The 25,849-nt window shown below is 59.4% G+C and carries 32 protein-coding genes and 1 tRNA gene; 13 read left to right on the top strand and 20 right to left on the bottom strand.

The window, feature by feature from the left end:
* Positions 1-79 precede the first annotated feature (79 nt).
* The 5 genes from B9P63_RS08070 to B9P63_RS08050 all read left to right on the top strand — a co-directional run bounded on the left by B9P63_RS08070 (position 80) and on the right by B9P63_RS08050 (position 5,613).
* The gene (locus B9P63_RS08070) at positions 80-1,654 is read left to right on the top strand and encodes an ABC transporter substrate-binding protein (protein WP_085308046.1); all 1,575 of its coding nucleotides are present in this window, start codon (positions 80-82) and stop codon (positions 1,652-1,654) included.
* Positions 1,655-1,737: 83 nt separating this feature from the next.
* The gene (locus B9P63_RS08065) at positions 1,738-2,718 is read left to right on the top strand and encodes an ABC transporter permease (RefSeq protein ID WP_085308045.1); all 981 of its coding nucleotides are present in this window, start codon (positions 1,738-1,740) and stop codon (positions 2,716-2,718) included.
* Entirely contained in the window at positions 2,718-3,677 is a 960-nt protein-coding gene (locus B9P63_RS08060) for an ABC transporter permease (protein WP_085308044.1), read from the top strand. Before B9P63_RS08065 ends, B9P63_RS08060 begins: the two co-directional genes overlap by 1 nt.
* Positions 3,677-4,651: an ABC transporter ATP-binding protein gene (locus B9P63_RS08055; RefSeq protein WP_085308043.1), complete on the top strand. Its 975-nt coding sequence runs from the start codon at positions 3,677-3,679 to the stop codon at positions 4,649-4,651. Before B9P63_RS08060 ends, B9P63_RS08055 begins: the two co-directional genes overlap by 1 nt.
* Positions 4,651-5,613, top strand: a complete 963-nt coding sequence (locus B9P63_RS08050) for an ABC transporter ATP-binding protein (protein WP_085308042.1) — start codon at positions 4,651-4,653, stop codon at positions 5,611-5,613. The genes B9P63_RS08055 and B9P63_RS08050 overlap by 1 nt, the downstream gene beginning before the upstream one ends.
* A 37-nt stretch (positions 5,614-5,650) precedes the next feature.
* Here B9P63_RS08050 and B9P63_RS08045 read toward each other — a convergent pair.
* The 3 genes from B9P63_RS08045 to B9P63_RS08035 form a co-directional block, all read right to left on the bottom strand.
* Positions 5,651-5,727: transfer RNA gene (locus B9P63_RS08045), tRNA-Arg, on the bottom strand.
* Between the two features lie 54 nt (positions 5,728-5,781).
* A complete protein-coding gene (locus B9P63_RS08040) occupies positions 5,782-6,864 on the bottom strand; it encodes a CaiB/BaiF CoA transferase family protein (RefSeq protein WP_085308041.1) in 1,083 nt (360 codons plus the stop codon).
* Positions 6,865-6,867: 3 nt separating this feature from the next.
* Positions 6,868-7,107, bottom strand: a complete 240-nt coding sequence (locus B9P63_RS08035) for an Lrp/AsnC family transcriptional regulator (RefSeq protein ID WP_085308040.1) — start codon at positions 7,105-7,107, stop codon at positions 6,868-6,870.
* A 134-nt stretch (positions 7,108-7,241) separates the two neighbouring features.
* On the opposite strand from B9P63_RS08035, the gene hisB reads away from it, so the two are divergent.
* Positions 7,242-7,829 carry an imidazoleglycerol-phosphate dehydratase HisB gene (hisB, locus tag B9P63_RS08030; RefSeq protein WP_085308318.1) on the top strand — a complete coding sequence of 196 codons (588 nt, stop codon included), beginning with the start codon at positions 7,242-7,244 and terminating at the stop codon, positions 7,827-7,829.
* A 1-nt stretch (position 7,830) separates the two neighbouring features.
* A complete protein-coding gene (hisH, locus tag B9P63_RS08025; protein ID WP_085308039.1) occupies positions 7,831-8,469 on the top strand; it encodes an imidazole glycerol phosphate synthase subunit HisH in 639 nt (212 codons plus the stop codon).
* Here the strand turns inward: hisH and B9P63_RS08020 are convergent, their stop codons facing one another.
* Both B9P63_RS08020 and B9P63_RS08015 read right to left on the bottom strand, forming a co-directional pair.
* A complete protein-coding gene (locus B9P63_RS08020) occupies positions 8,470-8,874 on the bottom strand; it encodes a DUF2147 domain-containing protein (protein ID WP_139816225.1) in 405 nt (134 codons plus the stop codon).
* Between the two features lie 115 nt (positions 8,875-8,989).
* Entirely contained in the window at positions 8,990-9,379 is a 390-nt protein-coding gene (locus tag B9P63_RS08015) for a DUF2147 domain-containing protein (protein WP_085308317.1), read from the bottom strand.
* Positions 9,380-9,510: 131 nt separating this feature from the next.
* On the opposite strand from B9P63_RS08015, the gene hisA reads away from it, so the two are divergent.
* From hisA to B9P63_RS08000, 3 genes are read left to right on the top strand one after another with little or no spacing between them, the layout of a single operon-like run.
* On the top strand, positions 9,511-10,230 hold the full coding sequence (gene hisA / locus B9P63_RS08010) for a 1-(5-phosphoribosyl)-5-[(5-phosphoribosylamino)methylideneamino]imidazole-4-carboxamide isomerase (RefSeq protein WP_085308316.1): 720 nt from the start codon (positions 9,511-9,513) through the stop codon (positions 10,228-10,230).
* Positions 10,231-10,290: 60 nt separating this feature from the next.
* A complete protein-coding gene (gene hisF / locus B9P63_RS08005; RefSeq protein WP_085308037.1) occupies positions 10,291-11,052 on the top strand; it encodes an imidazole glycerol phosphate synthase subunit HisF in 762 nt (253 codons plus the stop codon).
* The gene (locus B9P63_RS08000; RefSeq protein ID WP_085308036.1) at positions 11,049-11,366 is read left to right on the top strand and encodes a phosphoribosyl-ATP diphosphatase; all 318 of its coding nucleotides are present in this window, start codon (positions 11,049-11,051) and stop codon (positions 11,364-11,366) included. The genes hisF and B9P63_RS08000 overlap by 4 nt, the downstream gene beginning before the upstream one ends.
* Positions 11,367-11,381: 15 nt before the next feature.
* Here the strand turns inward: B9P63_RS08000 and tilS are convergent, their stop codons facing one another.
* From tilS to ruvC, 12 genes are all read right to left on the bottom strand, one after another.
* The gene (tilS, locus tag B9P63_RS07995) at positions 11,382-12,548 is read right to left on the bottom strand and encodes a tRNA lysidine(34) synthetase TilS (protein WP_085308035.1); all 1,167 of its coding nucleotides are present in this window, start codon (positions 12,546-12,548) and stop codon (positions 11,382-11,384) included.
* The gene (gene ybgF / locus B9P63_RS07990) at positions 12,548-13,378 is read right to left on the bottom strand and encodes a tol-pal system protein YbgF (protein ID WP_245830586.1); all 831 of its coding nucleotides are present in this window, start codon (positions 13,376-13,378) and stop codon (positions 12,548-12,550) included. The genes tilS and ybgF overlap by 1 nt, the downstream gene beginning before the upstream one ends.
* Positions 13,379-13,415: 37 nt before the next feature.
* Positions 13,416-13,943 (bottom strand): peptidoglycan-associated lipoprotein Pal, encoded by a 528-nt coding sequence (gene pal, locus B9P63_RS07985; protein ID WP_085308033.1) that lies wholly within the window; start codon positions 13,941-13,943, stop codon positions 13,416-13,418.
* 45 nt (positions 13,944-13,988) lie between these two features.
* Positions 13,989-15,308, bottom strand: coding sequence for a Tol-Pal system beta propeller repeat protein TolB (gene tolB, locus B9P63_RS07980; protein WP_085308032.1), 1,320 nt, complete (start codon positions 15,306-15,308; stop codon positions 13,989-13,991).
* Positions 15,309-15,427: 119 nt separating this feature from the next.
* The gene (locus B9P63_RS19160; RefSeq protein ID WP_176219121.1) at positions 15,428-16,453 is read right to left on the bottom strand and encodes a cell envelope biogenesis protein TolA; all 1,026 of its coding nucleotides are present in this window, start codon (positions 16,451-16,453) and stop codon (positions 15,428-15,430) included.
* A 10-nt stretch (positions 16,454-16,463) separates the two neighbouring features.
* Entirely contained in the window at positions 16,464-16,943 is a 480-nt protein-coding gene (tolR, locus tag B9P63_RS07970) for a protein TolR (RefSeq protein WP_085308031.1), read from the bottom strand.
* A gap of 3 nt (positions 16,944-16,946) precedes the next feature.
* Complete coding sequence (gene tolQ, locus B9P63_RS07965; protein ID WP_085308030.1) at positions 16,947-17,642, bottom strand: protein TolQ; 696 nt, start codon at positions 17,640-17,642, stop codon at positions 16,947-16,949.
* Between the two features lie 115 nt (positions 17,643-17,757).
* Positions 17,758-18,144, bottom strand: a complete 387-nt coding sequence (ybgC, locus tag B9P63_RS07960) for a tol-pal system-associated acyl-CoA thioesterase (RefSeq protein ID WP_085308029.1) — start codon at positions 18,142-18,144, stop codon at positions 17,758-17,760.
* A 9-nt stretch (positions 18,145-18,153) separates the two neighbouring features.
* Entirely contained in the window at positions 18,154-18,792 is a 639-nt protein-coding gene (locus B9P63_RS07955) for a hypothetical protein (protein ID WP_176219120.1), read from the bottom strand.
* A 37-nt stretch (positions 18,793-18,829) separates the two neighbouring features.
* A complete protein-coding gene (gene ruvB / locus B9P63_RS07950) occupies positions 18,830-19,855 on the bottom strand; it encodes a Holliday junction branch migration DNA helicase RuvB (RefSeq protein WP_085308028.1) in 1,026 nt (341 codons plus the stop codon).
* A 3-nt stretch (positions 19,856-19,858) separates the two neighbouring features.
* Complete coding sequence (gene ruvA / locus B9P63_RS07945) at positions 19,859-20,527, bottom strand: Holliday junction branch migration protein RuvA (protein WP_085308027.1); 669 nt, start codon at positions 20,525-20,527, stop codon at positions 19,859-19,861.
* Positions 20,524-21,030 carry a crossover junction endodeoxyribonuclease RuvC gene (gene ruvC / locus B9P63_RS07940; RefSeq protein ID WP_085308026.1) on the bottom strand — a complete coding sequence of 169 codons (507 nt, stop codon included), beginning with the start codon at positions 21,028-21,030 and terminating at the stop codon, positions 20,524-20,526. The genes ruvA and ruvC overlap by 4 nt, the downstream gene beginning before the upstream one ends.
* A gap of 354 nt (positions 21,031-21,384) precedes the next feature.
* Between ruvC and B9P63_RS07935 the strand changes: the two genes are divergently transcribed.
* Complete coding sequence (locus B9P63_RS07935) at positions 21,385-21,591, top strand: DUF1127 domain-containing protein (protein ID WP_085308025.1); 207 nt, start codon at positions 21,385-21,387, stop codon at positions 21,589-21,591.
* Positions 21,592-21,751: 160 nt separating this feature from the next.
* Here B9P63_RS07935 and B9P63_RS07930 read toward each other — a convergent pair whose 3' ends face one another.
* The 3 genes from B9P63_RS07930 to B9P63_RS07920 form a co-directional block, all read right to left on the bottom strand.
* Positions 21,752-22,105: a hypothetical protein gene (locus tag B9P63_RS07930; protein ID WP_139816224.1), complete on the bottom strand. Its 354-nt coding sequence runs from the start codon at positions 22,103-22,105 to the stop codon at positions 21,752-21,754.
* Positions 22,106-22,211: 106 nt separating this feature from the next.
* Positions 22,212-23,084 carry a 50S ribosomal protein L11 methyltransferase gene (locus B9P63_RS07925; RefSeq protein ID WP_085308023.1) on the bottom strand — a complete coding sequence of 291 codons (873 nt, stop codon included), beginning with the start codon at positions 23,082-23,084 and terminating at the stop codon, positions 22,212-22,214.
* 17 nt (positions 23,085-23,101) lie between these two features.
* Positions 23,102-24,331, bottom strand: coding sequence for an MFS transporter (locus tag B9P63_RS07920; RefSeq protein WP_085308022.1), 1,230 nt, complete (start codon positions 24,329-24,331; stop codon positions 23,102-23,104).
* 122 nt (positions 24,332-24,453) lie between these two features.
* Between B9P63_RS07920 and B9P63_RS07915 the strand changes: the two genes are divergently transcribed.
* Entirely contained in the window at positions 24,454-25,515 is a 1,062-nt protein-coding gene (locus tag B9P63_RS07915; protein WP_085308313.1) for a YeeE/YedE family protein, read from the top strand.
* 19 nt (positions 25,516-25,534) lie between these two features.
* On the top strand, positions 25,535-25,828 hold the full coding sequence (locus B9P63_RS07910; protein ID WP_085308021.1) for a DUF6958 family protein: 294 nt from the start codon (positions 25,535-25,537) through the stop codon (positions 25,826-25,828).
* Positions 25,829-25,849: the final 21 nt, after the last annotated feature.

The following is a 25,849-nucleotide window of genomic DNA, read 5'->3' as shown; positions in this document are numbered from 1 at the left end:
GGCGCGCCGCATGTTTTTTCGCGGTTCACTCTTTACTTACCCTCGAACACTTCCGCTTTGGCCAAGATTGGGAAATCTCATGATACGCAAACTAAGCTTCGCCGCCGCTATTGCACTTTTGGCGCCGCTCGCGCCGCTGGCCAATGCAGAAGAGTTCACATGGGCCGTCACCACCGACCCTCAAACCATGGACCCGCACGCGGTCAACTCCGCGCCGGTGCTCGGGTTTTTGAACAACATCTATGAAGGCCTCGTGCGCCGTGACCGCGAAATGGCGATCGAACCAGCCCTCGCCCTAAGCTGGGAGCCGATTGGCGCGGGCGAAGGCTGGCGCTTCAATCTGCGCCAAGGCGTGACCTTCCAGAACGGTGCGCCCTTCACCGCAGAAGATGTGCTGTTTTCCTATCAACGCGCCTCAAGCAAGCAGGCAGATACCCGCAGCTGGTTTTCTCCGGTGTCGGACGTTGTCGTGGTGGATGACTTCACCGTCGACATCATGACCACATCGCCCAATCCGATCTTTCCCGATTCCATCGCCAACTGGATGATTATGGACAGCGATTGGGCCATGGCCAACGATGCCGCCCGCCCCGACAAAGAAGCGGGCAATTTCGCCACCCTTAACGCCAACGGCACCGGTGCCTTCGCGCTAACCGAGCGCGCGCCGGGCCTGCGCACCGTTCTCGAGCCACACGCGACATGGTGGGGCGAGGCAAGCCACAACATCACCCGCGCCGAAATGACACCGATCCAGAACCCCGCCACCGCCCTTGCGGCGCTGCTTTCAGGGGATGTTGATTTCATCAACCCCGTCCCGGTTCAGGACGCGGCGCGCTTGCAAGGCGATGCCAACGTCAAGGTCATCCAAGGCATCGAAGCGCGTGTGATCATGCTGGGCTTTCCGCATGAGGCAGAGACGCTGAAATATTCCTCCGAAACCAGCGATGCCAACCCCTTCGCCGATCCGCGCGTGCGCCGCGCGGTGGCACATGCCATCAACGTGCCTGCGATCTTGCAGACCACGATGCGCGGCAACGCAGAAGCCGTGAACCAGCTGGTCAGCCCTGCGATGCGCGGCTACTCGGACGCGCTTGGCGGCGATGCGGCCTATGACCCCGATGCGGCCCGTGCACTGCTTGCAGAGGCAGGCTATGAGGACGGGTTTTCCTTTGGGCTCAAGTGCCCCAATGACCGTTACCTGAATGACGAAGCCGTCTGCCAAGCGATCACTGGCATGCTGGCGCAGGTCGGCCTGCGCGCCGCGCTTGATGCGATGCCCGTGCAGAATTACTGGCCGGAACTGCGCGCGGATAACTACGATATGTATCTGCTCGGCTGGTCTCCCGGCACGTTTGACGCGGAGCACCCCATCCGCTTTCTTGCAGCAACGCCAGATGCGGACAAGCGCCTTGGAAGCTGGAATTTCGGAGGCTATTCCAACGCACGCGTTGACGAATTGCTGCCAATGATCCAGTCGGAAATCGATGACACCAAGCGTCAGGCGATACTGAACGAGGTCGCGCAGACCCTACAGGACGACACGGCCTATGTGCCGCTCTACGTTCAGCCGCTGATCTGGGGCACGCGTGCCAACATTGATCTGGTGCAGCGCCCGGACAATTTCTTCATCTTGCGTTGGGTCACTGTTAACTAATCCGGCACGAGGGGCTATGAGAGCCCCTCGCGCGCTTTTAGCTGCGCTGCTGAATCTGTCGACACATTGGGATAATCATCACTATGCTTGCCTTTATCATCCGGCGCGTCCTGCAATCGGCGCTCGTTTTGCTGATCGTGGGGCTTACGGCGTTCTCGATGTTTCGCTTCGTTGGCGATCCCGTCGACAATATGCTTGGGCAGGAACGCACGGCGCAGGATATTGAACGACTGCGCGAGCAGCTTGGCCTCGATCAGTCCTTTCCCGTACAATACTACAAATTCCTGAGCGAAGCCGCACAGGGCAACTTCGGCGTCAGCTATCGCCAAGGTCGCCCCGTCGCCGAGATCCTGCTCGAGCGCGCTCCGGCCACCCTAGAACTTGCCGCCGTGTCGGGTTTGCTCGCCATCGCGCTTGGCATTGCCTTCGGCGTGTTCACCGCGATCCGGCGCAACGGGTTTCTCGCCAATTTTATCATGTCCGCCTCGCTCATCGGGGTGTCATTGCCCACCTTCCTGATCGGTATTCTGCTGATCTACGTGTTCTCGGTGGAACTTGGCTGGCTGCCAAGTTTCGGGCGCGGAGAAACGGTACAGATCGGCTTTTGGTCAACCGGGCTGTTAACCGCTTCGGGGTTAAAGGCGCTTATCCTGCCCTCTATCACGCTCGGTCTTTATCAAATGACCTTGATCATGCGGCTGGTGCGCTCTGAAATGCTCGAAGTGCTGCGCCAGGACTACATCCGCTTCGCGCGCGCGCGGGGCCTGCGCGATCGCGCGATCAATTTCCGCCATGCGCTGAAAAACACTATGGTTCCGGTGATCACTGTGATCGGTCTGCAAGTCGGCGCGATCATCGCCTTCGCCATCATCACCGAAACCGTCTTTCAATGGCCCGGTGTCGGACTGCTGTTCATCAACGCGGTACAATTTGTCGATATTCCGGTGATGGCCGCCTATCTGATGCTGATTTCGGTCATGTTCGTGGGAATCAACCTGATCGTGGATATCCTTTATTTCTTTATTGACCCACGGTTGCGCGTCGATCGCGCAGGAGGCCACTGATGACCGATATGCCAATCAAGGATGCGCCGCAAAAAGTGGTGGAGCAATCGCGCCTGCGCGTGTTCCTCGACAGCGACGTGTTCTACATGTTCAAGAAATCACCCGTCGCAGTAATCTCTACGATCATATTCGCCAGCCTCGTGCTCTCGGCGCTTTTCGCGCCGCTGATCGCGCCGACGAACCCCTTTGACCCCGCATCGCTCAATCTGATGAACGGCTTCACCGGACCGATGACGCCCAACGCCTTCACCGGCGAGAGTTTCTTTCTAGGCACCGATGATCAGGGCCGCGATGTATTCTCGACCATTCTCTACGGTATGCGCGTGTCGCTCTTTGTCGGGGTCGCCGCCGTGCTGCTCGCTATGGTCATCGGCATCACTCTGGGGCTGATTTCGGGTTATGTCGGCGGCTGGACGGAAACCATCATCATGCGCACCGCGGATGTGCAACTGACCTTCCCCTCGATCCTTGTTGCGATGCTTATCTTTGGCGTCGCAAAGGGTATCACCCCTGTCGAGTACCGCGATCAAATGGCGATCTGGGTGTTGATCCTTGCCATCGGCCTGAGCGATTGGGTGCAATTCGCGCGCGTCGTGCGCGGCGCGACGATGGTCGAAAAGCGCAAGGAATACGTCGAAGCAGCCCGCTTGATAGGGCGCACGCCTTACGCGATCATGCTGCGCCATATCCTGCCCAATGTCCTCTCGCCCGTGCTCGTGATCGCGACCATTTCGCTTGCACTGGCAATCATCGCGGAAGCTACGCTTAGCTTTCTGGGGGTCGGCGCACCTGCGACGCAGCCCTCACTCGGGACGCTCATTCGCATCGGACAAGGCTTCTTGTTCTCGGGCGAATGGTGGATCCTGCTCTTCCCTGCGGTCACGCTCTTGACCCTCGCGCTCAGCGTCAATTTGCTGGGCGACTGGCTGCGCGATGCCCTGAACCCGAGGTTACGCTGATGTCCGAGCCAGTCCTGTCCATTCGCGGTCTGTCCGTCGAAATTCCAAGCCGCACGGGCACGGTAAAACCCGTCGATGGTGTCAGTTATGACATCCGCGCGGGCGAAATCCTTGGCGTCGTTGGCGAAAGCGGCGCAGGGAAATCCATGGCCGGCAATGCGGTGATCGGCCTGCTCACCCCGCCTGCGCATATCGCGGCAGGGGAAATCTGGCTGAACGGTACCCGCATCGATGCGCTGCAGGGCGAGGACATGCGCCGTCTGCGCGGCAAGAAGATCGGCATGGTGTTTCAGGACCCTCTGACATCGCTCAACCCGCTGCTCAGCATCGGGGATCAACTGAGCGAAACCATGCTGACCCATCTGGATATTTCACGCAACGAGGCGCGCAAACGCTCTATTGCCGCGCTCGAAGAAGTCGGAATTCCCGGGGCTGCCGAGCGCATCGACAGTTATCCGCATGAATTCAGCGGCGGCATGCGCCAGCGTGTCGTAATCGCGCTTGCCCTCTGCGCCGAGCCCTCTTTGATCATCGCCGATGAGCCGACCACGGCGCTCGACGTCTCCGTGCAAGCGCAGATCATCGCGCTGCTGAAACGCCTGTGCCGTGAGCGCGGTACGGCCGTCATGCTGATCACGCATGATATGGGCGTGATTGCCGAAGCGGCGGACCGCGTTGCGGTAATGTATGCTGGCCGCCTAGCCGAGCTGGGCAATGTGCGCGATGTGCTGACCGCGCCGCGCCATCCCTACACTCAGGGCCTCATGGCATCGACGCCGCTGGCATCGCAAGGCAAGGCACGCCTGCACCAGATCGAAGGCGCGATGCCGCGTTTGAACAAAGTCCCCGAGGGTTGCCCCTTTCATCCGCGCTGCACCTTTGCACAGGACAAATGCCGCGCAGCCCCCAGCCCACAAATCACCGATGGCGCAGCTGCGTGCTGGTTCCCGATTGCTGCGGAAAAGGTATCTTAATGTCACTCATTTCCGTCAAATCCCTGACCCGCGTCTTCGATGTTTCGAAACCCTGGCTCAACCGCGTGATCGAGCGGCGCCCCAAAGCGCTTTTGACCGCCGTATCCGAGGTGGATTTCGAAGTGGCGGAGCGCAGCACCTATGCGCTCGTGGGCGAAAGCGGCTCGGGAAAATCCACGATCGGGCGTATGCTGGTCGGGCTTTTGAAGCCCACGTCAGGCAATGTGGAAATCAACGGCGTGGACCTCGCTTCGGAAAGCGATGCGGCCAAGATTGATCTGATCCGGTCTGATATCCAGATGATTTTTCAGGACCCTTTTGCATCGCTCAACCCGCGTTGGCGCGTGCGTGATATCATCGTCGAACCTGTGGTGGCGCGCGGCGGTGATGCGACGGGCCTCGCGGAAAAATTGCTGGAGCAGGTCGGCCTCTCTGCGCTGGATGCGGGCAAGTTTCCCCATGAGTTTTCGGGCGGTCAACGCCAGCGTATCTGCATTGCGCGCGCGCTTTCCTCCGAGCCGAAGCTGATTGTCTGCGACGAGCCGACTTCGGCGCTCGATGTGTCGGTACAGGCGCAGGTTCTGAACCTGATGAGCGATCTCAAGGATAATTTCGGCCTGACCTATGTGCTTATCAGCCATGATTTGACCGTGGTGCAACACATGGCCGATCGCATCGGTGTGCTTTATCTGGGCCGCCTCGTGGAAGAAGCCAGCCCCGAGGATCTGTTCGCTGACACCAAACATCCCTACACCAAGATGCTTCTTGAAGCGGCACCGCGAATGGATGGTTTCGGGCGCGAAGCCGAATTGCCCGAAGGTGAAATCCCCGATCCGATCAATCCGCCAAGCGGCTGCGCCTTTCATCCGCGTTGCCCAATCGCGCGCGACATCTGCAAAGCGGAGCGCCCGGTTATGCGACCCTTGGGCAACACGCGCGTCGCGTGCCACCTCGCCGAGTAGAGCTAGGCACTCTGTATTCACCGAATGAACTGGAAAATGGCGATCCCGGGAGGACTCGAACCCCCAACCCCCTGATTAGAAGTCAGGTGCTCTATCCAGTTGAGCTACGGGACCGCATTGACTTGTCTATCGCGCAAAGTAGCGGGTCGGTGCAAGGGTAAATTCGCCCTAATGCACGCCAATTTCAGCCAGAATCGCTACGCGGTCAGCCCCGCGCTCGGGAGCTTTGGCTATGGCGGGGAGCTCTGCATCAAAGCGCGGTGCAGGGGCGGCTTGAAGCGTACCGCCCGGCGCAGCCCAGATGCCGCGCGCAGCGATATGCGGCTCGCATGCAGCCTCCTGCGGCGACAACACCGCAGCGACGCAGGCCTCAGAATCTGCGAAATGCGCGGCCCAATGGGCACGCGTCTCTGCGGCAAAAATGCCTTTGAAGATAGCGATTTGCGCAGGCCAGGCGCGCGCATCGTGCTGGCTGTGCATGCTAGCATCCGCGCCAAGGTCAAGCGCTGCGAGCAGCGCCGCATAGAACTGTGGCTCCAGCGCCTGTACCGAAACAAAGCCGCCGCAGGCACAGCGATATGTGCGCGACCAATGCGGCCCGTCCAGCAGGCTTTGACCACGCCCCTCCGACAGGCCACCCCCCTGCCCCAATGCCATCAGCAGGTTCATCATATGGGCCGAGCCGTCGACAATTGCCGCATCCACAACGGTGCCCTGCCCCGTGCGCGCGGCCTTGATGATGCCCGCCAGCATGCCTGCAACCAGGTACAAGGCACCGCCGCCGATATCGCCAACCAATGTTGCGGGCGTCACAGGCGCATCACTTGGCAGAGAGGCATAGTGCAGCGCGCCGGAGGTAGCGATATAGTTAAGATCATGCCCCGCCTGCTGCGCGCGCGGGCCGGTTTGGCCCCAGCCCGTCATGCGCCCATAGACCAGTTTGGGGTTATCCACGCGGCATTTCTCTGGACCCAGCCCCAATCGCTCCATCACGCCGGGGCGAAAGCCCTCGATCACACCGTCCGCGCGCGCAATCAGCTTGCGTGCAATCTCAAGATCACCTGCATCCTTCAAATCCAAATCAATCGAGCGTTTTCCACGATCGAGCAGACTAGCCGCTGCCGTAACACCCCCCGCTTTGCCCTTGCGGTGAATGACCGTCACATCAGCCCCAAGATCCGCCAGCATCATTCCCGCGAAAGGCGCAGGTCCGAGGCCTTCGATCTCGACGATTTTGATCCCTTCGAGCACGCTTTAGAACGCCTTGAAGGTCATCGTGGTAAGCGAGCGCTCAATCCCCTCAATGGGGAGCAGATGGTCGTTGATATACATACCAATGTCTTCCTCGCTCGGGATATACATCTTCACGATCAGATCATATTCGCCCGAGGTTGAATAAATCTCGGAATGAATCTCTTCGAGCGCAATCTTTTCGGCCACCTTATAAGTGCTGCCGGGTTTGCATCTGATCTGCACGAAAACGCAGGTGGCCATTGGGTCTGATCCTTTTGATGGGTTGCGCCAAAGCTGGCATAGAGGTCACGCCAGTGCAATCGCGAAACGCTTGTGCTTGGCGCGCGCCGCGCGACTGTTATAAGGGCGCAAACATTAGCCTTGAGGATAGCCCTATGCGGACGGCCACAGTGACACGCGCCACGGCGGAAACGGATATTTCGGTCGAGATCAACCTCGATGGAACCGGCGTTTACGACAACCAGACCGGCATCGGTTTCTTCGATCATATGCTGGATCAACTGGCACGCCATTCCCTGATCGACATGAGCATCCGCGCCAAGGGCGATCTGCATATCGATGATCACCACACAGTCGAGGATACGGGCATTGCTTTGGGCCAGGCACTGGCCCAAGCGCTTGGCGATAAACGCGGAATTGTCCGGTATGGCGCGTGCCATTTGCCAATGGACGATGCACAGGTGCGCTGCGCCTTGGACCTCTCTGCGCGGCCATTTCTGGTGTGGAACCTCGACCTACCGACGCAGAAAATCGGCACTTTCGATTGCGAACTGATACGCGAGTTTTTCCAGGCCTTTGCCACGCACGGCGGCATTACACTGCACGTCGATCAGCTTCACGGCTTCAACAGCCACCACATTGCAGAGGCCGCATTCAAAGCGGTCGCGCGCGCGCTGCGGATCGCAGTAGAGACCGATCAGCGAAAATCAGACGCAGTCCCGTCCACCAAAGGAACGCTGTGACGTGCTGACGGCAATTATTGATTACGAGAGCGGCAATCTTCATTCCGCAGAGAAGGCCTTTGGCCGCATGGCGCGCGAAGTCGGTGCAGGTGAGGTTATCGTGACATCGGACGCCGATGTCGTGGCCCGCGCGGACCGGATCGTTCTGCCGGGTGACGGTGCCTTTCCTGCCTGCGTCAAAGCGCTCAAAGGCACGGGCGGATTGTTCGACGCCCTGCAAGAGGCGGTCACAATCAAGGCGCGGCCCTTCCTTGGAATTTGCGTCGGGATGCAGCTTATGGCCACGCTGGGGCGCGAATATGAAGACACGGACGGGCTTGGCTGGATCGACGGCGAAGTGGTGAAAATCACGCCGCGTGATACATCATTGAAGGTGCCGCATATGGGGTGGAACGATCTGGTGATCGATGCGCCCCACCCTGTGTTCGAGGGCGTTCAAACCGGCGATCACACCTATTTCGTGCATTCCTACCACTTTGATGTGGCCAAACCCGAAGAGCGCCTTGCCCATGTCGAGTATGCAGGTGATGTCACTGCAGTGGTCGGGCGCGGCACGATGCTGGGGATGCAATTTCATCCCGAGAAAAGCCAGCAGGTTGGCCTGCGGCTGATCTCGAATTTTCTGACATGGTCGCCGTGATTAGTTCACGCGGGTCCAGCGCTGGGATTTGCACACGGGGCCGCCGCAACCCTTTACGATCATGCGGCTGTTCGTGACCGTCATCGTTGCTGGGAAGTCCTTGCCCAGCAACGGCACATAGGCGCGGCCCGCGAAATCACCCTTGCCTATGGGTTTGGCATCCCAGAACAGGCGTTTGCCGACGTTCTTATGGGCGATCTGTTTACCGGACTGATCAAAGGCGCGCACCATCTTGCCGCAAAAACCAGTGCCGCATTTCGTCACCAGAACATGCGCAGTCTGCTTTTTCGCGTCTGGCTCTGTATGCCATGTGCCTATGGGGTTTTCGGCCTGCGCCACCAAAGGCGCGAGGCTTAGGAAGAGGGCAGTGATAAAACCGCTCCATTGCATTTCGAAAAAATCCAAACGCCCGATCCGGAGCGCACGGGACGCGGAGTTAACCGCGCTCTTTCGCCCTCTACACCCGGGCGCGCGAAACACGCTACGAAATCGGCGCTGAAACAATAAAGTGATAGAGACCCTAGTTGACGCGCGTCCACGTGCCTCCGCTGCGGCAGATGCCCAGCACACAGCCTTTGACGCTTAGCGTAGTGCCATTCAATTCAAGACGGCTGTTGTAGGTCTTGTCGCGATCAGGTGCCCAGACCTTGCCGCCCGAATAGGCACCGCCGCCGTCAGCCTGCATGTCCCAAATAATGTTTTTACCGTCATTGGGCGATTTCCAGACATTGCCTTCGCCATTATAGGACGTGGTCAAAACACCGCAAATCTTGGCACCGCAGGCCGAAACCTTAATGTCTCCGAAGTTGCCGTTGTCGTCTTTGATCGTGCGCCACGTGCCGTAGATCGGATCGGCCAGCGCCGAACTCGCCAGCAGGGCAATCGCAGCGGCTGTCATCACTATTTTCATGGTATCCTCCCAATATATCCACGCAGCGTGCAAGCGCGCGGCGCGCAAAGCAAGCCTTGACGCTACGCCCCGTTGCAAATCCGGCGATCCCGTGCGAATGCAAAGCGCAAGAAATGAAAGGGCTGCGCGCTATGATCCTCTATCCTGCAATCGATCTCAAGGACGGTCAGGCCGTGCGCCTCGTGCACGGTGAAATGGACCAGGCCACGGTGTTCAACGATGATCCTGCCGCGCAGGCAATGGCCTTTGTAGAGGCGGGGTGCGAGTGGCTGCACCTCGTTGATCTCAATGGCGCTTTTGCAGGCGAGCCGATGAATGCCGCCCCTGTGGAAGCGATCCTGAAGGCCTGCAAAGTGCCTGCCCAACTTGGCGGCGGCATCCGCGACATGGCCACGATCGAGCGGTGGTTGGACAAAGGTTTGCAGCGCGTAATCCTTGGCACCGTGGCGGTGGAGAACCCCGATCTGGTGCGGCAGGCGGCCAAAGCCTTTCCCGGACAGGTGGCCGTCGGTATCGATGCACGCGCGGGCAAGGTTGCAACAAAAGGCTGGGCCGAAGAGACCGATGTGGAGGTCACGGACCTTGCGCGCTCGTTCGAGGACGCAGGCGTGGCGGCAATCATTTACACCGACATCAACCGCGACGGCGCGATGCAGGGGCCGAACGTGGAGGCGACGGCGGCTTTGGCGCGCGCAGTCTCCATTCCTGTGATCGCCTCGGGCGGCGTGTCCTCACTGGCCGATCTGATCGCTTTGCGCGATTGCGGTGCGGGCCTTGACGGCGCGATTTCGGGCCGTGCGCTTTATGATGGTGCACTTGATCTTGGCGCAGCTTTGAAAGCGCTAAAATGATAAGATTTTTCTGCGAAAAACCGGGGTGCAATTTTTCAAGAAAAATTGGAGCCGCTTGCAATGCTTAAAACCCGTATTATTCCTTGCCTTGATGTTGCTGACGGGCGGGTTGTCAAAGGCGTGAACTTCGTCGGGCTGCGCGATGCAGGCGATCCGGTTGAAAGCGCGCGCGCCTATGATCTTGCTGGCGCTGACGAACTTTGCTTCCTTGATATTCATGCCACGCACGAAAATCGCGGCACCATGTTCGACGTGGTGCGCCGCACCGCAGAGCAATGTTATATCCCGCTGACCGTGGGTGGAGGCGTGCGCGAAGTTGAAGATGTACGCGCATTGCTGCTTGCGGGCGCGGATAAGGTCAGTTTCAACTCTGCCGCCGTTGCGCGCCCTGATGTGCTCAGCGAAGCAGCAGACCAATTCGGCAGCCAGTGCATCGTTTGCGCCATAGACGCCAAAACTGTCGCGCCGGGCCGCTGGGAGATATTCACCCATGGCGGGCGCAAGGAAACCGGAATTGATGCGGTGGAATTTGCACAGCTCGTCGCCGAAAAAGGTGCCGGCGAAATTTTGCTGACTTCGATGGACCGCGATGGCACCAAGGCGGGGTTCAACCTGCCTTTGACCCGCGCCATTTCGGATGCAGTCAATATTCCCGTCATTGCCTCGGGAGGCGTTGGCACGCTAGATCATCTGGTCGAGGGCGTAACACAAGGCGGCGCAAGCGCCGTGCTTGCCGCATCGATCTTTCACTTCGGGGAATTCACCATAGCCGAGGCCAAGGCGCATATGGCCGCCGCGGGTATTCCAGTGAGGCTGACATGAGCATTTTGCACGACCTTTTCGCTACGATAGAAGCGCGCAAAGCGGGCGGCGACCCGAAAAGCTGGACCGCCAAGCTGCTTGCCAAAGGCCCCGAGAAATGCGCCGAAAAATTCGGCGAAGAAGCGATTGAAGCGATTATCGAAGCAGTGAAGGGCGACAAGGCTGCGCTGACATCTGAGGCGGCGGACGTGCTCTATCATCTGCTGGTGATGCTGGCCGCGCGCGATGTGTCGCTGGCGGATGTGGAGGCAGAGCTCGCGCGCCGTAAAGGCACATCGGGGATTGCCGAAAAAGCGGCGCGCGCCGAGAGCTGAATTCGGGATTTGAGTTTATTTGGCAAGATGAAGCGGGTTCGGCGCGGCCGCGCTCCAAGTGCCATCAGGCGCAGCGAGCGGCGCGGCGACAAGGCTGCGGCCTTGCCAGATTGCAGGGCTGGCCAAGAGCGAGCGGCGCGGCAAGAGAGCCGTCGCGCGCCAGTCCGTGACTTGTGATAGCCCCGCCTCTGTGAGCGGTGCGATGGTATGATTTGCCGTCAAGGGACCTGAAATCACCCATCGTTTCGTGTCGCCGGGGGTCATCGCGTTTAGCTCGCGGGTGATGCGCAACGTGGCTTTGTGGCGGTAGATCAGACAGCCATGCAGGGTGCGCCCTGCGTAGGTTTCCATCATTTCAGCAAGCGCGTTATAGCGCGGGCGATAGGGCTTGCCCGAGATCGCGCAGAGCGCGCGCGTCAGAACACGGCCCGCCGTTTCCTCGGGGCAGCGGCGCAACTCTGCAAGGTCGAAAACCGCATCGCCGTGCGCGCCCTGCGCATGGCGTGCGATCCACGCATCCGCAGCATGCTCGAGCACCTCGCAGGCCGCGCGCATCCATTTGGCGCTCTGGCTAAGCCGCTCTTGCGTGAGGCCAAGCGCCGCGAGTTCTGGTCCCGCATTGCGTGCCAGAACGCGGGCAAACCGCGGGTCAGCATTGGAGGGGTCCGTGCTCCAGAGGATGCCACGCCCGCGCAGCATCGACTGAAGATCAGAGCGGGTCGCATCGAGCAAAGGACGCAGAAACAGCGTACCCTCGCGCTCGAAGCGCGCAGGCATTTGCGCTAGCCCATCCACGCCCGAGCCGCGCGCAAGGCGCATCATGAAGGTTTCGGCGACGTCGTTTTGCGTGTGGCCAAGTGCGAGCGCGCTAACGCCGCTCTCGCGCGCCCAAGCGCAAAGCGCATCATAGCGCGCGCCGCGTGCGCGCGCTTGCAGACCGCTGCCCGCAGCCACATGCAGATCAAGCGTGTCATGCGCCACGCCCAGTTGCGCGCAAAGCTGCTTGGCGGCCAGAGCTTCAAGCGCAGCCTCATCGCGAAGGCCATGGTTCACGGTGACCGCGCGCAGGTTTTCAGCGCCAAGCGCATCAACAGCCAAAGTCAAAAGCGCGCTTGAATCGCTCCCGCCAGAAAGCGCGATGCCCAAAGGAATATGCTGGCAAAGCAGCGCCGTATTCAGCATTAGGTACAGGCGAGCGCGCTCATCTCAGCGGCTGCGCTGCTTGCCGCGTCGCTGCCAGGGTGACGCGCGCCGACCTCGCCAAGGGTGACGCAGGCTTCGGACACTTTGCCAAGCCGGCCAAGGCTGCGGCCCAAGCGGAACAAGGCTTCAGGTGCAACCGCACTATTCGGATCGCGCGAATAGGCCTCCAGATAGGCGCGCGCCGCTTCGCGCATATCGCCGTCAGCCTCATAGGCTTCACCCTGTTTGAGGCGTGCCTGGCCCTCCAGCGGACTACCCGGGTAATTCTGGCTAAAGAGCGCGAATTGCTCGGCCGCTGCGCTGGCATCGCCGTCGCTCAGTGCCTTGTCGGCCGCATCGAAGTCCGCCTGCTCGCCGACAGCAAGCTGCGCGCCGCCCGCATCAGAGCTCGACGCTGGCACGCTGGCAGCAGCAGGCGCCGCCACGCCGCCGCCAAGCGTGCTGGTCTCGCCGATGGCGCCAGCATCGCCGCCCTCCAATTCGACAAGGCGGAATTCCAGATCGCCAATGCGGTTGGTGCCGTCCTTGACGATGGTTTCAATACGAAACTCAAGCTGCTCGATTTTGCCCGTGAGGCGCTGCAATTCCCCCTCAACCGATGTGATGCGATCGTTCGCGCTAGTGCCGCCAATCGCAGGCGCTGATGCGCCCGTCGTGGACAATTCGCGCTTGAGGCGCTGCATTTCGACAAACAATACGGTGAGGTCCTGCCGGATATCGGCGAGCGTCTGTTCCTTGCTGGCCTGCGCCAAAGCAAGGGGTGGCAACAGGCAAAGAGCCACCGCCGCTGCTGCACAAACCTGTGTCATCCGAGCCTTCATATGGACCTCCCCCAATGCGCTGCGCCTAGCCTGAAAGGCCGGCGGCCAGCACTGTCACCGCACGGCGGTTCTTAGCATAGCAATCCTCTGCGCTGCAAATCTCGATCGGGCGTTCCTTGCCGTAGCTGACCACGCGCAGACGCGAGGATGGCACGCCTTTGCTCACTAGATAGTCGCGCACCGTGTTAGCGCGCCGCTCGCCGAGGGCGACGTTATATTCGCGTGTGCCTTGCTCATCCGCATGACCCTCGATGATGGCGGTGTAATCTGAGTTTTCCGTCAACCAGCGCGTTTGGCCGTCAAGGATGATGCGCCCCTGCCCCGTCAGGCTGGATTGATCCACGTCGAAAAGCACACGGTCCCCGACGTTTTGCTGGAAAAACGCAACCGAGCGTGGATCGCTCGCGCCGCCCGCATCGGCACCGAACCCAGCACCGGCATTTGCGCCCGCGTTCAAGTCGACGACGTCATCGCCAGCAAAGTCATTTTTGTTAGAGCAGGCCGCCAACGCAAGAACGCCTGTCAGCAGAAGGGCTTTGGTGATCATTTTCATCTATTTGTCTCACTGCTTACTATTCTGTTTCATACCCCGTTCAACCTAGCGCTGAAGGGGGGACCATGAAGGATCGGACGCGCCGCCTGTCGTGGGAATGGGTTTAAGATTGCGCCCTGAAATATCCACCGAATAAAGCGAAGCCTTACCGCTTGCACCTTGGGTTTCGCGGGTGAACATGATGACCCGCCCGTTCGGGGACCATGTCGGCCCCTCATCCAGAAAGGAGGCGGTCAGCAGACGTTCTTCAGAGCCGTCGGTCTTCATCACGCCAATATGAAAACGCCCCTTGGATTGCTTGGTGAAGGCAATCAGATCGCCGCGCGGCGACCAAACGGGCGTGCCGTAGCGCCCCTGACCAAAGCTGATGCGCTTCGGCTCGCCGCCATTTGCGCCCATGATGTAGATTTGCTGCGATCCAGAGCGATCGCTTTCGAAAACAATACGGGTGCCATCGGGGCTGTAGCTTGGCGCGGTTTCGATTGAGGGGGCAGAGGTCAGGCGCGCGCTGGTGCCGCTTGTGATATCCATACGGTAGATATCCGTATTGCCGCCGCGCGCCAGTGAATAGACCACCGTGCGCCCGTCGGGGGAAAAACGAGGCGCAAAGCTCATCGAGCCTTCCTGGCTTTCCAACACGCGGCGCTGCACAGAGCCGACGTCGAGCAGGTAAATCCGCGGGAAGCCTGTCTCGTAGGAGGTATAAAGCACGCGGTCGCCGGTGGGCGAAAAGCGCGGTGCCAGCACGAGGTGCTCGGAGCCGGTTAAAAACTGCACATTAGCGCCATCATAATCCATGATCGCAAGGCGCTTGAGACGTTTGTCCTTTGGTCCCTGCTCTGCAACATAAACCACGCGGCTATCAAAGTAGGGCTGCTCGCCGGTGATGCGCGCGTAGACCTGATCGGCCACCTTATGCGCCATGCGCCGCCAGCCCTGCGTGGTGCCGGCAAACTGCAGACCCGATCCGATTTCGGTGCCGGAGAACACGTCATAGACGCGAAACTTCACGCTCAAGGTCGTGCCGTTCACGTTCACCGCGCCTGTGACAAGGGCCTGCGCATTAACGGCCTTCCAATCGGCGTATTGCACAGGGGCATCAAAGCTGGTGATCTGGCTGATATAGGCGGCGCGCGGCACTTCGCGAAACAGGCCCGTGCCTTGCAAATCGCTGACCACGACACGGGCGAGTTGCTCTGCGAACTCGTTCGCGGCGGTGCTTTCGGCCACGAAATCGGGCGCGGCAAAGGGCATGGGTTCGACCACGCCTTCGGTGATTTCGATGCGCAAGGGTCCGTTTTGGGCCACTGCAACGAAAGGCATTGCAAGCATTGCCAAAACTGCGATCATTACTCGAAAGGTCATTGCCTGTCCTGCTCCTGCCACGTGGCTACCCTATTTGATATACGCGTTGTAAAAAAGGGGGACGCGCGCGATCAGCAGGCGCTTACCCATGGTTATGACGAAGTTGTGACGAAAGAGGCTCATCTGATGCGCATATCTTTGGGATTGAACGTCATTTCTATCTCTTGCCATTGCTCGTATTTGTCCTGCGGCAAATCATAGCCTTCTTTCTGGCAGCGCAGCACCGCGCGGCGCGCAGATTGGAACGCGGTATCCACCGCCGCCCCCTCGCCCCCGGACGAGGATACGAGGCGCAAGCTGCCAGGTACGACCTTGCCGCGCAAATCCATCGACATGCCAAGCACGACCGTCACGTCAGCCGCCAGGCTACCCACATCGACGACCCAGCAATCCTGCACCGCGATGCGCAGCGCGTCGGTTTCACCCGCCGTCAAGGCTGGCCCGCTTGGCACGTCGCTTGCGGCCGGTTCACCCAAGGCTTCGGCCAATGCGGCGTTCACCGCCGATGAGGTTTCGGGCGCGCTGGCAACAGATTCGCGCGGACGCGCTCTTGGGCGCGGCGTCGCAATTGGCGCACTCCCAGCGGGTTGCTCGGCCTCGGTGACAATCTCTGTTGCGGCGTCTTCTGGCGCAGCTTGAGATTGCTCCTCAACCGCTTGCTCCGCATTTTCATCCGGCTGCGTCGCTTCCCGCGCCGTATTGTCGATCTCCACCTCCGGCTCCGGCGCAGCAACGGCTTCGGGCGCAACGCGCGGCGCGGGGCGCGGCTTGGGGCGCAAGGACGCATCGGGCGCAATATCGGGAACCACTACCGCTTCGGGTTCAGGCGCAGGTTCCGGCTGCGGCTCCACTGGCTCGGGCACTACAAACTGCGGCGGCTCCGGACGCGGCTGAGGCTCGGGTTCAGGCGTTGGCACGACGGGCTCAGGCTCAAGCTCCGGCGCTGCAAATACAGGTTCTGGCGCATCCGCCAAGACATCAGGCGGCTGGGGCGTTTGCGTCAAAGCCGCAAACTCCGCTTCCGAAATTACCGAAACATCCATGCTTGGCAGTTCCAACGGCTCTGCATTGAAAAGCCCGCCAAACATCGCGTAGCCCAGCAACAGCGCATGACCGCCTGCGGAAATATAGGTGCTCTTGTGCACCGCGCGCGCCCTAGTTGCCGCTGATATCGGCGTTCAACTCTGGACCGCCGGTATCGGTGACTAGGCCGATATCATTAAACCCGCCCGCATTGAGTGCGCCCATGACTTGCACGACTTGCGCATAGGCGACCGCCCCGTCCGCACGCAGATAGACCTTTGCGCTTTCGCGCTCTGCTGCAATCGCGCGCAGCTTGGTGACCAGTTCGGGCAAATTCGCCTCTGTCGTCTGGATCATCACGCGCCCGTCGGCCGTGATGGTCACAGTCAGAGGTTCCTCCGCATCAGAGGGCAGCGCGCCTGCGGCGGTCTTGGGAAGCTCCACAGGCACGCCCACTGTCATCAAGGGCGCAGCCACCATGAAGATGATAAGCAGCACCAACATCACATCCACGAAGGGCGTCACGTTGATCTCCGCCATCGGCCTCGAACGCCCACCGCGCCGTTTGCGCCGCGAACCCCCGCTGCCTTTTTGCATCACGCTGGTAACCATCGCCTAACTGTCCAACTGGCGCGACAGGATGGTCGCAAATTCATCGGCAAAGGCCTCATACCCACCCAAGATGCGATCACTGTCGGCGCTGAATTTGTTGTAATAGATCACTGCCGGAATCGCGGCAAGCAGGCCAAGGCCCGTCGCCAGCAGCGCCTCCGCAATGCCCGGTGCGACGACGGCAAGGTTGGTATTCTGCGCCTCTGCGATCTCGATAAAGGCGTTCATGATGCCCCAGACCGTCCCGAACAGACCCACGAAAGGCGCGGTCGATCCCACGGTCGCAAGTACGGAGAGGCCCGCCTGAAGCTCTTCCGCTTCCTTGGATATCGCGACATCCATGGAGCGATCGATCCGGCTTTGCGCCCCTGCGATCAAGCCACCATCGACGCGGTGCGAGCGGCGCCATTCGGTCATGCCCGCCGCGAATATCTTTTCAGAGGCACCGTTGGGTTGTGGCCCGATCTGCTCGAACAGTTGATCCAGCGGTTCGCCCGACCAAAAGGCCTGATCGAAGGTCGCCGCTTCGCTGCGTGCGGCGCGGTATTGCATGTATTTTTGGACAACGATTGACCATGCCCAGATCGACGCGATGACCAGCATGATCATCACCAGTTTCACGGTAATCGTCGCACGCGCAAAAAGCGCCCACATGGAGAAATCAATCTCATGCGCCATTGCTAGGGTTTCTACTTCCATCTGCCTGCTCTTTTCTGCCCGGCCACTGATGTGGCTCTTTGCTCTGACTCAAACTTAAAGGATATCCGTGAAGAAACCAACAACTCTGCTTGCCGGATCGGCGAAATCGTCCCGCTCAGTGCACGATTCGGCGGATATTCGCTGGCAAACGCGTCGGTTGCCCCTCCAGCGTGAGCGCAACAAGCGTCACTTGTGCGCTAAACAGCAGGTCCGTGCCGCGCATCACATCCTGGCTGAGTACGATGCGCGCGCCGCTCATCTGCTCAATGCTCGTGCGCACGATCAGATCGTCGTCAAAGCGCGCAGGCAACAAGTAATCCGCTTCAACGCGGCGCACAGCAAACACCAGCCCCTCGTCGTCGCGCATCTGGCTCTGATCGATCCCTTGTTCGCGTACCCATTCGGTGCGCCCGCGTTCGATGAATTTCAGGTAATTCGCATAATAGACGATCCCCGCAAGGTCTGTGTCCTCATAATAAACCCGCAGCGCAAATTCGTGCATCTCGCTCTCCTACTGCTTTTTCGGCATACGCGCAGCAAGGCGCAAAGCGTGGCTTGGATCGTTTGCCGCAATGGGCATCACAGCATCGTAGCAGGCGGCCAAAAGCCCCGAAATCTCGGGTTTCACAATCACGCCGCCACCCTCCATAACCGCCAAAGGCGAAGCGCCCAGAAACGCAGTATCCGACCAAAGCACCATCATCTGCACCGCTTGGCTAAGCGCGAGCGTTTCCGCAGGCACATCGCTTAGGTGCGTATCCATTCGGATGAAAGTAAAACAGGCCTTGATCGCGCCTTCCTCGTCAAAGCGAAACACGCGATACTGATTGGCATCCGCCGCCGTGACGCGCGCCACCAAACCGGCCAGATCCGGCACCAACTCATCAAGCTTCGGAACCTCCAGAAGCTCAACCCAATCACTGAAGAAAAAGAACATCGCATTGCTGCCAAGCTCGGGGTCAGTTTCCGCCATGTGATGATTGCTCACCAAACATACCGCTTCAATCGCGCCTTTGACCACCTTCAAAGTCTCGTCATTAACCCCGAAAACAACCGGCGAAATCGCCCGCCCCCAACGTGCAAACGCATATTCGCCGCCGCTGCGCGTAAACAGCGCCTCTATCTCGCTTACGTCCAACAAGCTCTTCATCTTCCCAAATAAACTTCCCGCGGAGCGTCCCGCACTCTCATTCAAACAAACCCGCCTGATCCGGTTTGCCCGGCGCAGCCATGCCAAGATGCGTCCACGCCTTTTGCGCCAGCATCCGCCCGCGAGGCGTACGCTGGATCAATCCTTGCTGCAACAAAAACGGCTCGATCACTTCTTCCAGCGCGTCGCGACTTTCCGAGAGCGCCGCCGACATCGTCTCGATCCCCACAGGCCCGCCCTGATAGTTCTCCGCGATCAAGCGCAAGTAACGCCGGTCCGCGCTATCAAGGCCCAGTTTGTCCACCCCAAGCCGTGTAAGTGCGCTATCGGCCAGCGCGCGCGTTACGTGCCCATCACCCTCTACAATCGCAAAATCCACAACGCGCCGCAGCAGGCGTCCCGCAATCCTTGGCGTGCCGCGCGCACGTTTGGCAATCTCGCGCGCGCCGCCCTCGTCTGCGGGGGCGCCCAGCTTGCGTGCATTGCGCTCCACAATCGTGAACAACTCGTCCTCTGTGTAAAACTCCAGCCGCGTGGGAATGCCGAAACGATCCCGCAAAGGCGTGGTCAACAGGCCAAGCCGCGTGGTCGCTCCCACCAAGGTAAAGGGCTGCAGTTCAATCCGCACCGTGCGCGCAGCAGGCCCTTCGCCGATCACCAGATCCAGTTCGAAATCCTCAAGTGCGGGATACAGGATTTCCTCCACCACAGGATTGAGCCGATGAATTTCGTCAATGAACAAAACGTCGCGCGCTTCCAGATTGGTCAGGATCGCCGCCAGATCGCCCGCCTTGGCCAGCACAGGCCCCGAGGTCATGCGAAACGACACACCAAGTTCACGCGACATGATCTGCGCCAATGTGGTCTTACCCAATCCGGGCGGCCCATGAAACAACGTGTGATCCATCGCCTCCCCGCGCCGCTTCGCGCTTTCGATGAAGACCTTCAAGTTCGCGCGAGCGCTCGCTTGCCCGATAAACTCATCCAAAGCCTGCGGACGCAAAGCGCGGTCATTATCTCCGGGCAATTCCGCCGGCCGCATTGTGGGATCAGGTTCGATCATCCCCTACCCCTTCGGTGCGAGCAGCTTGAGCGCGGCGCGGATCAATGCGGGCGTCTGCGCCTCCGGATCAGTACCAGCAGCCTCGGCCACCGCGCTGGCGGCATCGGAGGGGGAATAGCCAAGGTTGCTCAGCGCGGACAAGGCTTCGGCCTGCGCGCTCGCGCTTGGTGCCGCAATCACGCGCGCGGACGTTTCAATCACGTCGAAATCATCGGATGCGGGCACTTCCCCCAGAGCACTTGCGGGCGAACCTCCGCCCATCGCCATCACGCCGGGTGCTTTGTCCTTAAGCTCAATCACCACCCGCTGCGCAGTTTTCGGGCCTACGCCTTTGGCCGCCTTGATCGCGGTCATATCACCCAGTGCAATCGCGCGGCCCACGCCGTCTGCGCCAAGCGCGCCAAGGATCGCCAAAGACGCCTTTGCGCCGATGCCCTGCACGCTCATCAGTAAGCGATGCCATTCCTTTTCGACCAAGGTCGTGAAACCGAACAATTGCAGCAGGTCTTCACGCACCAAAAGGTCTGTATAGAGAGAGACAACTTCGCCATTGCCCGGCAAACCTGCCAAAGTGCGGTCCGAGCAATAGACCATATAGCCCACGCCGCGCACGTCGATCATCACATGATCCGCCGCGCGATAATCAATGCGTCCAGAGAGTTTGCCGATCATCCGTTTGCCGCCTGTTTTGCTTTTTCCCAAACGCTCGTGGAGCGCGTGTAGTGAGCATGGCACATCGCAATCGCAAGCGCATCCGCCGCGTCGGGACCGTTCAGCACAACGCCGGGCAATTGCAGTTTTACCATATGCTGTACCTGCTCTTTGGCGGCGTGACCGACGCCCACAACCGTCTTCTTTACTTTGTTGGGTGCATATTCGCCGATCTCAAGCCCTGCCTGTGCAGGCACCAGCAAGGCAATCCCGCGCGCTTGACCAAGCTTTAGCGTGCCTGCCCCGTCTTTGTTTACAAATGTCTGCTCAACGGCCGCGGTTGTTGGTTGATACTCTCGCAAAACCTCCGTGAGCTGGCGGTGCAGCGACAACAAACGCAGCCCCAAGTCCTTGCCCTCGGATTTGCACACCCCGTTTCCAAGGTGACGCATCCGGCTTCCATCCACCTCGATGACGCCCCACCCCATGTTCCGAAGACCGGGATCAATTCCTAATACGCGCATGCCGCTCTGCACCTGTCGAATTATATGTTGTTTTTTTGCTCCAGTAGCACGAAAGGCGAACAAAGGGAAAGGTTAATGCGAAAATGTCGGTTTTATCCACAGGCGGATCAAAAGCGACACGAGGCCCTCTGCAGCGGGTCAAATCCGCCTTCGCAGATGCAGAAAACGACACTGGCCCGGTCACGTTTACGTCATATTTTAAAGGGCATTTACCCTATTTTCTGCCATGCAGAAAGTGCATAGGTCCCATGCAAAAATGATCGCTTGTCAGGGTCATTCAACGTCCCTAGATGCGCCTCAAGACGAAACGAAACGACCTGCCCGCCGGGCGGTCCGCTATATAGGAATACGATCATGGCTGTTATCGACAACACCCGCGCCGCATACGTCTCCAACGGCGGGTTCTCCGCTCTGAATACGCTGTTCGCAGCCTTTGCCACATGGAACGATGCGCGTCAGACACGCAAGGCTCTGAACGAGCTGACGGACCGCGAGCTGGAAGACATCGGTCTTTGCCGCGGCGACATCGACGATGTTGCGGGTGGCGCGCGTCACGTCTAAGGCGCACCTCGTTCCCTTCGGGGCAGGCAAACTGTTACAAAATGGAAAAGGCCGCAGCACTTAAATGTGCTGCGGCCTTTTCCATTGGAAGAACTGAAAGTGAATAAGAGAGAGGTGCGCCCCAGACCCTGATCCAAGTCTGAGGCGCTATCGAGTCGATTTATCGGAGCAGCGGACCCGCGCTTGAATAAATCGCCTTGGTGACGGGGTCGATCTGCAATGCGAATGCACTGGCCTGCTCGAAGATGTTGCCGCTTTGAAGCAGCGCCAGTTCTTCTTCATAATCAACCATACCGACGTTCATCACGGCAAGCGCTTTGAAGACGGTAAGAAGCACGACGAGCAGTGCCAAAAATTTCAGCGGAACAAGAGAAATCTTGCGCTTTTTGCGCTGTGCAACAACTTGAATTAGTCCGTTTTTATCAACAAGAGTAACATAGCTTGCACCTTTTTGCCGATCACGTTCCGGCAGCAGCATGAAGCCTGTCTTTTGTTGGAGAATGGGATATCCCATGGCAGCCTCCGTTTGTTTGGCCCCCACCAAACTTTCGTAATTTTTAAACCTGAATTATGTCAAATGAAAGGCAAATGCGTCAAAATAGCGATAAATGCCCCTCAAATCAGAAATCTTTGCGCAGTGTTAGTGACGTCCATTCACCAATTTCATCTCTTTGCACCATATTGATGCCCGATTTTGCATAAACCGAAATGATCTCGTCGGCTTGCTCGTTCAGAATACCTGAAAGAATCATATAGCCCCCTGTTTGCAGATTTTCCGCCATGTCCGGAGCAAGCATAATCAGCGGACCTTTTAGGATATTGGCGAAGATCAGATCAAACGGCCCCGCACCGGTCAGTTCGGGATTGTCAAAGCCCGCCGCCTCGACGCAGCTTACACGGCCCACCAGATCATTCGCCGCCACATTGGCGCGCGCAACGTCTACCGCGACCTCGTCGATATCGCTCGCCAACACAGTGCCCGGCCAAATGCGCGCAGCCCCCATTGCCAAGACGGCAGTGCCGCAACCGATATCCGCAACCGCCTTGCCGACAAACCCCTCACCCGCAAGGCGGTCCAGCGCACGCAAACAGCCCAGCGTCGTGCCGTGATGCCCCGTGCCGAAGGCCATCGCCGCCTCGATAAGCAACGGCTCGCTTCCTGCGGGGATCTTGTCGGCGTCATGGCTTCCGTAAACGAAAAAGCGCCCCGCCTCGACGGGCGCAAGCTCGCGCTTCACATGCGCGACCCAATCGGTTTCAGGGATTTCTGAGACCACAAAAGGCTTCGCGCCAAACGCCGCCGCCAAGAGATCAAGCCCGCCCGCATCTGGACGCTCGATGAAATATCCACCCACTTCCCACAGGCCAGAGCCGTCCTCTACCTCGAACACGCCAATGCCCGTCGGTTCGGGCATAAGCCGCTCCATGGCTTCGCCCAATCGCTCTGCGTTCTCTTTTCCCATAAGCGTAGTCAATGCAGTAAAGGTCATCATGCTCTTATCCTTAGGAGTTATTCTGCGGGTTGCGGTGCAAAACCGCCAAGGCGCGTTTCATTGCCAGGCTCGGGGTGGCGCGGGATCAGCAGCGCCAATCCGAAAGACACCAGCGCCATGCAGGCCGCAACGATGAACACCGCAGAGGGCGAGACGAGCCATAGATAGCCCAGCCCCGCTGGCAAAAACACCGCAGCGATATGGTTGATCGTAAAGGCCACCGCCGCTGTTGGCGCGATATCGCCGGGGGCTGCAATTTTTTGGAAGTAGGTTTTCAACGCCAGCGCCAGCGCAAAGAAGATGTGATCGATCACATAAAGCGTCGCCGCAAGCAGCACGCCCCAACCGAACCAATAGATGCCGCCGTAGGCAAGGAACACCAGCGCAAGGCCCATATATTCGAACATGAGCGTGTTACGTTCACCGAAACGCGCGACTGCGCGGCCCATCAAAGGTGCGACGAAGATGTTTACCACAAGATTGATCAGATAGAGCGCGGTGATTTCGTGCACTTCAAAGCCAAAGCGCTCGACCATCATGAAGCCTGCAAAGACCATGAAAATTTGCCGGCGCGCGCCGGCCATAAATTGCAGCGCATAATACAGCCAGTAACGCTTGCGCAGGATCATTTTCTTAAGCTGCGGATGGGGCGCATCGAACTGCGGGTAGATAAAGAAGCATGCCAGCGCGATCAGCGCCGTCAACCCGCCCGAAACCATGTATACAAGGTTATAACTTAGATCGAAAGCTTCCCATGTCAGCACGATCAAGCCGTAAGCCACCAGCGTCGCCCCTGATCCCGCGGCCAAAAGCCAACCCAGCATTTGCGGCGCACGCGCCTTGTCGATCCATTGCAATTGCAGCGATTGATTGACCGTCTCGTAGTAGTGAAACCCGATGGAGCTAAGCATGGTGATCGTCAAAATTCCGCCCATACTCGGAAACCAAGCCGTCATCGCCGTGGCGATGCCCAGCATGATCAACGCCACAAGGCCCAGAACCTGCTCGCGCATGAACATAATGATCGCGATCACTCCGACGGCCAGAAAGCCCGGGATTTCGCGCACTGTGTGCAGCCAGCCGATGTCGGAGCCATCAAAATTAGCCGCTTCGATCACAAAATTATTGAGCAGCGCCGACCATGTGGAAAAGGCGATCGGCATCGCAATCGCCATCATAAATAGCAGCGCGATCGGCCTGCGCCAAAGCGGGAAGTGCTGCGCGTCTTTGAGGGTAATCGCTTTCATATTCTTCCCTTATGCCTATCCGCGCGCCTTGGCGAGAGACATTTGGGCTATCTGATCTGCATCAAAGCGCACCCATTCATTTTCCCGCATGCAAAGCGGGATATCTTTGGAAAGGCATGAAAATGGACCTTGTCGCGCTTGTAGAACGTATCGGCGAAGCCCCCACTGCGGCGCTATTGGGCCTGATCACAGGGACAGTATTCGGCATTGCCGCCCAGCGCTCGCGGTTCTGCCTGCGCGCCGCCGTGGTGGAATTCGCGCGTGGCACAATGGGTGACAAGATCGCCGTGTGGCTGCTGACCTTCTCCACCGCAGTGGTCTGGGTGCAGGGCGCACAGATGCTCGGCCTGATCGAAACCGCCGATGCGCGCATGATGGCAGTGCCGGGCAGCTGGTCCGGCGCAATCATTGGCGGCTTGATGTTCGGCGCAGGCATGGTGCTGGCGCGCGGCTGCTCGGGGCGTCTTTTGGTTCTGGCCGCAACGGGCAACCTGCGCTCCCTCGTTTCCGGCCTGATCTTCGCCGTGGTCGCGCAGATGAGCCTCTCTGGCATGCTCTCGCCCATGCGCGATCAAATCGCGAGCCTCTGGATCACGTCTGGCGGGCGCAACATGAACCTGCTCTCCACACTCGGCCTCGATCAATCCATGGGGCTGATATTCGGTCTCGCGCTGGCCGTGCTCGCCCTTGTTTTCGCGCGCCGCAATCGCATAGGCGCAACCCGCCTCGTCTTCGCTTCGGGTGTCGGTTTCGCAGTGGCTTTGGGCTGGTTCCTGACATTCTCCCTCAGCCAGGTGGCCTTTGATCCCGTTCAAATCGAAAGCGCGACCTTCACGGGTCCCTCGGCCCATACGCTGATGTTCTTCCTTGATCGCAATGCCGTTCTGGAATTCGACATCGGCCTCGTTCCGGGCGTCTTCCTCGGAGCCTTCATCGCCGCTTCGCTCACAGGCGAGTTGAAGTTTCAGGGCTTCGATTCCACCTCCAACATGCGCCAATCCATGATCGGGGCCGCGCTCATGGGCTTTGGCGGCATGCTCGCTGGCGGCTGCGCCATCGGCGCGGGCGTCACGGGCGGCTCGATCTTCGCAGGCACAGCTTGGGCCGCGCTGACCGCCTTTTGGGTGGGCGGCATGATGACCGATTGGCTGGTGTTTCAACGCGGCGCTTTGGCCACGGCCTGAAGTATGATAAGCACATGTCATGACAGATGAAAAAGTAACGGTGCAAAACCCCAACACCCCCGGCCGCACCGAAAACGTGCGCGCCGATAAGTACCACGACATGCGCACCGCCCTGCTAAACGCCCTGCCCACTTCTGCGCCAGGCCTGCCCTTTGCCGCCGTGAAAGCGGCCTTTCTCCCGCATCTCTCTCCGACGCTCTTTGCGGACGGTAAAACCGCAGGGTGGTGGGCAAAATGCGTACAACTCGATCTCGAAGCCAAGGGCCTCATAACCCGCCTGCCAACAAAACCCCTCACCTTTCATAAAAACTGAAGGCCGCCCTTCATCTTTCCA

Source organism: Planktotalea arctica, assembly GCF_002105285.1.
GTDB lineage: Bacteria > Pseudomonadota > Alphaproteobacteria > Rhodobacterales > Rhodobacteraceae > Planktotalea > Planktotalea arctica.
The sequence above is the reverse complement of the archived record's forward strand: the minus strand, read 5'-3'. Positions and strand labels throughout refer to the sequence as shown.

Bases quoted from the DNA above. Each gene is read 5' to 3' on its own strand.
- tolR (WP_085308031.1), bottom strand. From the start codon at position 16,943: ATGGTTACCAGCGTGATGCAAAAAGGCAGCGGGGGTTCGCGGCGCAAA.
- B9P63_RS07915 (WP_085308313.1), top strand. From the start codon at position 24,454: ATGGACCTTGTCGCGCTTGTAGAACGTATCGGCGAAGCCCCCACTGCG.
- B9P63_RS08035 (WP_085308040.1), bottom strand. From the start codon at position 7,107: ATGGCCACCTGCGTTTTCGTGCAGATCAGATGCAAACCCGGCAGCACT.
- ruvB (WP_085308028.1), bottom strand. From the start codon at position 19,855: ATGATCGAACCTGATCCCACAATGCGGCCGGCGGAATTGCCCGGAGAT.
- hisA (WP_085308316.1), top strand. From the start codon at position 9,511: ATGATCCTCTATCCTGCAATCGATCTCAAGGACGGTCAGGCCGTGCGC.
- B9P63_RS07910 (WP_085308021.1), top strand. From the start codon at position 25,535: ATGACAGATGAAAAAGTAACGGTGCAAAACCCCAACACCCCCGGCCGC.
- ruvA (WP_085308027.1), bottom strand. From the start codon at position 20,527: ATGATCGGCAAACTCTCTGGACGCATTGATTATCGCGCGGCGGATCAT.
- ruvC (WP_085308026.1), bottom strand. From the start codon at position 21,030: ATGCGCGTATTAGGAATTGATCCCGGTCTTCGGAACATGGGGTGGGGC.
- B9P63_RS08070 (WP_085308046.1), top strand. From the start codon at position 80: ATGATACGCAAACTAAGCTTCGCCGCCGCTATTGCACTTTTGGCGCCG.
- tolQ (WP_085308030.1), bottom strand. From the start codon at position 17,642: ATGGAAGTAGAAACCCTAGCAATGGCGCATGAGATTGATTTCTCCATG.
- hisF (WP_085308037.1), top strand. From the start codon at position 10,291: ATGCTTAAAACCCGTATTATTCCTTGCCTTGATGTTGCTGACGGGCGG.
- ybgF (WP_245830586.1), bottom strand. From the start codon at position 13,378: ATGACACAGGTTTGTGCAGCAGCGGCGGTGGCTCTTTGCCTGTTGCCA.
- B9P63_RS08050 (WP_085308042.1), top strand. From the start codon at position 4,651: ATGTCACTCATTTCCGTCAAATCCCTGACCCGCGTCTTCGATGTTTCG.
- B9P63_RS08015 (WP_085308317.1), bottom strand. From the start codon at position 9,379: ATGAAAATAGTGATGACAGCCGCTGCGATTGCCCTGCTGGCGAGTTCG.
- B9P63_RS07955 (WP_176219120.1), bottom strand. From the start codon at position 18,792: ATGAAGAGCTTGTTGGACGTAAGCGAGATAGAGGCGCTGTTTACGCGC.
- B9P63_RS08055 (WP_085308043.1), top strand. From the start codon at position 3,677: ATGTCCGAGCCAGTCCTGTCCATTCGCGGTCTGTCCGTCGAAATTCCA.
- tilS (WP_085308035.1), bottom strand. From the start codon at position 12,548: ATGCTGAATACGGCGCTGCTTTGCCAGCATATTCCTTTGGGCATCGCG.
- pal (WP_085308033.1), bottom strand. From the start codon at position 13,943: ATGAAAATGATCACCAAAGCCCTTCTGCTGACAGGCGTTCTTGCGTTG.
- tolB (WP_085308032.1), bottom strand. From the start codon at position 15,308: ATGACCTTTCGAGTAATGATCGCAGTTTTGGCAATGCTTGCAATGCCT.
- ybgC (WP_085308029.1), bottom strand. From the start codon at position 18,144: ATGCACGAATTTGCGCTGCGGGTTTATTATGAGGACACAGACCTTGCG.
- B9P63_RS08065 (WP_085308045.1), top strand. From the start codon at position 1,738: ATGCTTGCCTTTATCATCCGGCGCGTCCTGCAATCGGCGCTCGTTTTG.
- B9P63_RS07935 (WP_085308025.1), top strand. From the start codon at position 21,385: ATGGCTGTTATCGACAACACCCGCGCCGCATACGTCTCCAACGGCGGG.
- hisB (WP_085308318.1), top strand. From the start codon at position 7,242: ATGCGGACGGCCACAGTGACACGCGCCACGGCGGAAACGGATATTTCG.
- B9P63_RS07920 (WP_085308022.1), bottom strand. From the start codon at position 24,331: ATGAAAGCGATTACCCTCAAAGACGCGCAGCACTTCCCGCTTTGGCGC.
- B9P63_RS08060 (WP_085308044.1), top strand. From the start codon at position 2,718: ATGACCGATATGCCAATCAAGGATGCGCCGCAAAAAGTGGTGGAGCAA.
- B9P63_RS08000 (WP_085308036.1), top strand. From the start codon at position 11,049: ATGAGCATTTTGCACGACCTTTTCGCTACGATAGAAGCGCGCAAAGCG.
- B9P63_RS07925 (WP_085308023.1), bottom strand. From the start codon at position 23,084: ATGATGACCTTTACTGCATTGACTACGCTTATGGGAAAAGAGAACGCA.
- B9P63_RS07930 (WP_139816224.1), bottom strand. From the start codon at position 22,105: ATGGGATATCCCATTCTCCAACAAAAGACAGGCTTCATGCTGCTGCCG.